The sequence below is a fragment of the Nostoc sp. CHAB 5715 genome (assembly GCF_020829685.1).
Taxonomy (GTDB): Bacteria; Cyanobacteriota; Cyanobacteriia; order Cyanobacteriales; family Nostocaceae; genus Nostoc.
Genome location: NZ_JAIVFR010000675.1, coordinates 1 through 4,312 on the forward strand (window position 1 = coordinate 1; position 4,312 = coordinate 4,312).

Sequence of the window (4,312 nt, forward strand, 5' to 3'; positions counted from 1 at the left end):
GTACAATCTCAAAAGCCTGTTCAGGCGAAATCGCCTGTTCTGGATTCTTGTAAAAACCCAGGATTTGAGACTTGGGGCGAACAATAATGCTTTGTCCTGTTGCACGTTTATCCCAGACAAAGCACGAGATGGTAATGTTGTCCGTTGCCCAACGACTACCCCGTTTATCCTTGCGAAAACAGAAGCGCGGCATGATGATGACAAGTGACGGCGGGTGTTGCTGTAAGAAATCAGCCCGGTCATCACAGGGTTCGAGAAAGCTGGTTAGAAGGAATGCGGCTACACCGATACGCGCTTTCTGGTAGGCATTCTTGATAATTGGTGCAGCAAACTCCGAATATGGTGGATTAGTGCAGATCCAATCGCACTCTGGCAAAGAATCCCATGACTGGGATAGTGTTGCATCCAAATGGTAATCAGCCGCTTTATGTGGATCAATATCGTTCGTCCACATTTGCTTGGTGTAAGGCCACACCGATAGTAATGATGCGATTGCTCCATGCCCCACACACGGCTCACCAATGACACCAGATAACGGAACATGACGTAGTAGCTCAGTTGTGAACCAAGATGGAGACTCGTAGAAGTTCAGAGGATGCCTACCAACAGTTTCTATTTTAGATGCACTTATATATGGTTGTGGTGTCAGTAGTTGCGTGACAATCATACTTCATCCTCACTAAATTCGATGTGGCTTAAAGTCTGAAGTTCAACAGCTAATCCACTTAAGAAATTTTGGAGTTCAACTGTTGCCAATTCTTTAGATATCTCTAGCTTTGGTCAACCCAGCTGCAACAGTCGGCTCGTGACAAGCGTAGACATAGATGGGCTGTTGGACACCGTTAACCAATCGCGTTTCCTGGCGATCGCCTAAGTGTGGGTAAAATGTTCTCACCCATGTACCCAAGTGTCCCCGGTAGTGAGTGCCGCTTAGGGGGACTTTCTTTCCAAGTTCGCTCTCTGCAAAGTTGACCACGCCTTGCCACTTTTCTTGTGTGCCGGAGAGTGACTGTCTGTTGTAGTCAGCTATCAGATTGGCGGCGAAGTCTTTGCAATTCTGTTCTATGTATGGGTTGAGTCTGCCACCGGTGAGTTCGGCTAAAGTCTTCATTGCTTTGACAAAAGTATCTAGCCGTTGCTCAACTGGAGGGAGGACTGGTACATGATTTTGGTTTTGAGATGCAATTGTGTTGGGTATCGCTGCAACGATTTCAATAAGTATCGTTCGGATCTGTGCGGCCACCTCCGATTGTTGTAATAACATCGCAATCCTGAGAGCGCCTAAAGGACTAAAAACTCTTGCTTTTGGTGTTCTGGGACTTAGACAGAATGTCTGTCTAACATCTTTAAGCGCCTGCCCCACAAGGGTTTCAGTTTCTTGGAGGTTAAATTCTTCTTGATTGCTTCTGTACAATTCTTTAATCGCTGATTCACTCACCTCGAAGTATTCTGCAATCTGTGCAGTGGTGGCCCAACCACTACCATTCCAGACAGCGAAAATTATTGCTTTAGCCTTGGAGAGAATAGATAAAGCTTTGTCGCTCTCAAAATTTGTTAAAGCTGAAGTCCTCAGTGTTCTCGACTCCAACAATACGGACTGATTTAAAGGTAAATTCATGTTGGCTCCTTGAAGAGGCAGGGGAAATAACTGGTTTATTAGTAAGCGACTTCGGTTGTCCAAGGAAATCTGCTAGAGTCCGGGTGTTGGGCTTCAAAAAAGATGAACTCGTTCTCGTCCCAGTCGAGATGAAGGGTAAGACGGATTTCATCAGGGTCTAATCTTTCAACACTTTTGCCTCGCCAGCAGTTAGCGCCTGTTAGCTCCCAGTTGTAAGATTCGGTGTAAATCTCTGCAATTACTGTCTTTGATGCCGCATTTTCAACTGCGCTGACTGAAGTAGGAATTTTCTGCTCTTTCTCATCAACTAAAAATAATCTCTATTCAGGCGGTATCTGAACAAGGCTGATAAAATACTTGATGATTTCTGGCACAGCTTGTTGAAGGATGACACGATCTTCATCCAGCGTGATTAGCTGATCCTCTAATGTTGGGTATGAAAATAGGCGATCACGCACAGAGATATTTCTCATCCTCACTCCAGAGATGCCCAAGCTTTTCTGAAGCTGTTGAATGTTGTCTCGGACAGTGTGGTAAAGAAAAAGGTCAGTTCCAAAATGAGGGACAAACATTTTACCCATGTCATAAAACTTAGCCCCAACATTTACCTCTACTGGGGCATCAACTAGCGGCTGTGTACCTTGGTTTAACTGTCTGCGAAGTCCTTTTCCTTCCACCCCTAACTCGTTGTATCTTTTTACTAATGCGTACATCCATGTTCTGCTGTAGCCAGTGATTTCCTCCACTTCTTCCGTTTTTTTTCCTTGCGCTATTAACCAGATAATCTGATACTGACGGCTTTCTATGCCATCTTTCGCTTGACGGTAACGTTTTTCTAGCTCTTCTAGACTCAGATGTGTGGTTACACTAATTCGTTTCGGCATTAGTCATTTTTGCACTCACTACTTTTATCGTAAGCGATTACCCGGACATGATATCACTCAACCCTGTTACCTTATCCGCAGACACCGTTGCCACCGCCGCATTATCCGACGCCAACTGCAAGTAGTCATAAGGCAGAATCACATCCTGTTGGTCAGCAAAATCCCCAACCACCACCAACTCAGTACTTCCACCCACATCCAACCGCAAACCACGCCGTGCAAAATCAAGATTAACCAACGCTGCATTACTGACATTCACCGTCACCTTAGCAGGTGCAGAACTACTAAACCCATCCGAAGCAACAACATCAAAACTCGCCGTTCCCGAATAACCAGCAGTCGGTGTAAACAAAGCAGAATGACCATCAGGAGTAAATGTCACTGCCCCATTCACCGGATTCATAATCCGGTAGAAAATTGCATCCCCTTCAGGATCAGTAGCTAATTTATCCAGTGCAACGCTAGTTGATAAATCAGTATGTGTCAGCACAGATGTAGAAGTGACAACAGGCGCACGATTCGCACTAAAGCCATAATTACTGCCGAGAATCTGCACATCAGTAGCATTTACGACACCATCTCTATTGAAGTCGTAAGTAGAATTATAATTGCTGCTTGCGATCGCCCCCGCTAACAATCCACTATCAACCCCATCAACCAACCCATCACGGTTAACATCACCAGCTATAGAGAGAGTGAGGGAGGCAGTAGGGGAAGTATTGGAGAGTGAGATTAAGTTTAAGCCAGCACGGTCAACTGCAAATAGTGCGTAACTAAGTAAGTCGGCGTGAAAAAACCAAACTATGTAAAGATAAATAAATACGGACAATGTATCTACCGAGGTGACTAAGAGATGGGCGCGTAGTTTTTGGGTGTTTTTGACCAAGCTGTTAGCTATTAGCTATTAGCTATTAGCCCGGTACATGCCTCGCTCTTAATGGGCGAAAAATTAATCTTGGGGAGGTTAATACCCCGCTCATATTGGGCGGCTTGTCTAAAACTAATCGCAAGCTCGCTAACCGCTAATCGCTTTTATTCGCGATCAGGACAAAACTCTATTAAACCTAAGAACTGCGGATGCACCACAGAAAGTCAAAGACCGAGCAGAGATAATCAGGTTAAATGCACATGGCTGGTACGTTGAAAAAATAGCTGCCCATTAAAACTTACCACCACAAACAGTCAGAGAAGTTTTGCATAAATGGGAAAAGCTTGGTATACAAGGACTTTGGGAGAAACCAGGTCGAGGGGGAAAACCGAAGTGCAAGGAGTCAGACATAGTTTTTTTGGAAGAATGCTTGAAAAAAGAACCACGCACATACAACAGTCTTCAATTAGCTCAAAAATTAGAAGGCGATCGCTCTATTAAACTGAGTCCCGACAGATTAAGACGGGTACTCAAAAAAAGGGGGTCATTTGGAAGCGAGTAAGAAAAAGTCACAAAAGTAAGCAAGACCCAAAAACCAAAGAAATAAAGCAAGCAGACCTAGATATGTTGGAATTATCTGCTGCCACTGGAGAAATAGACCTGAAGTATTTGGATGAATCAGGTTTCTGTATGTGGAGCGAGCCAAGTTATACCTATTACCAACGAGGTGAGCAAAAACGCTTAGAGCTTCACATTGCGCCGTGGGCGTAGATTAAGCATTATTGGGCTTCTTCAACCGTTAATCAGCTTTGTTTACAAAGCTGTTAGCTATTAGCTATTAGCTATTAACCCGGTACATGCCTCGCCCCTCGTGGGCGAAAAATTAATCTTGGGGAGGTTAATACCCCGCTGTTAGCTGTTAGCGGTTAGCTGTTAGCTAAT

The 4,312-nt window shown here is 44.5% G+C and carries 4 protein-coding genes and 2 pseudogenes; 2 read left to right on the forward strand and 4 right to left on the reverse strand.

The genetic code is table 11. The features are described from left to right. The 4 genes and pseudogenes from LC574_RS28785 to LC574_RS28800 form a co-directional block, all read right to left on the reverse strand. Positions 1-667 (reverse strand): hypothetical protein (locus LC574_RS28785; RefSeq protein ID WP_229457055.1); only part of this gene is annotated, 667 nt, incomplete at its 3' end. Positions 668-760: 93 nt separating this feature from the next. Beyond that, positions 761-1,618, reverse strand: a complete 858-nt coding sequence (locus tag LC574_RS28790; protein ID WP_229457056.1) for a hypothetical protein — start codon at positions 1,616-1,618, stop codon at positions 761-763. A gap of 620 nt (positions 1,619-2,238) precedes the next feature. Continuing rightward, positions 2,239-2,502 (reverse strand): annotated as a pseudogene (locus LC574_RS28795) (helix-turn-helix domain-containing protein); the annotation flags it as partial. Between the two features lie 37 nt (positions 2,503-2,539). Next, entirely contained in the window at positions 2,540-3,388 is an 849-nt protein-coding gene (locus LC574_RS28800; RefSeq protein ID WP_229457057.1) for an Ig-like domain-containing protein, read from the reverse strand. A 304-nt stretch (positions 3,389-3,692) separates the two neighbouring features. Here LC574_RS28800 and LC574_RS39295 point away from each other — a divergent pair. Further along, a pseudogene (locus LC574_RS39295) lies at positions 3,693-3,932 on the forward strand (helix-turn-helix domain-containing protein); the annotation flags it as partial. Positions 3,933-3,994: 62 nt separating this feature from the next. Continuing rightward, on the forward strand, positions 3,995-4,141 hold the full coding sequence (locus LC574_RS28805) for a hypothetical protein (RefSeq protein ID WP_229457058.1): 147 nt from the start codon (positions 3,995-3,997) through the stop codon (positions 4,139-4,141). Positions 4,142-4,312 lie beyond the last annotated feature (171 nt).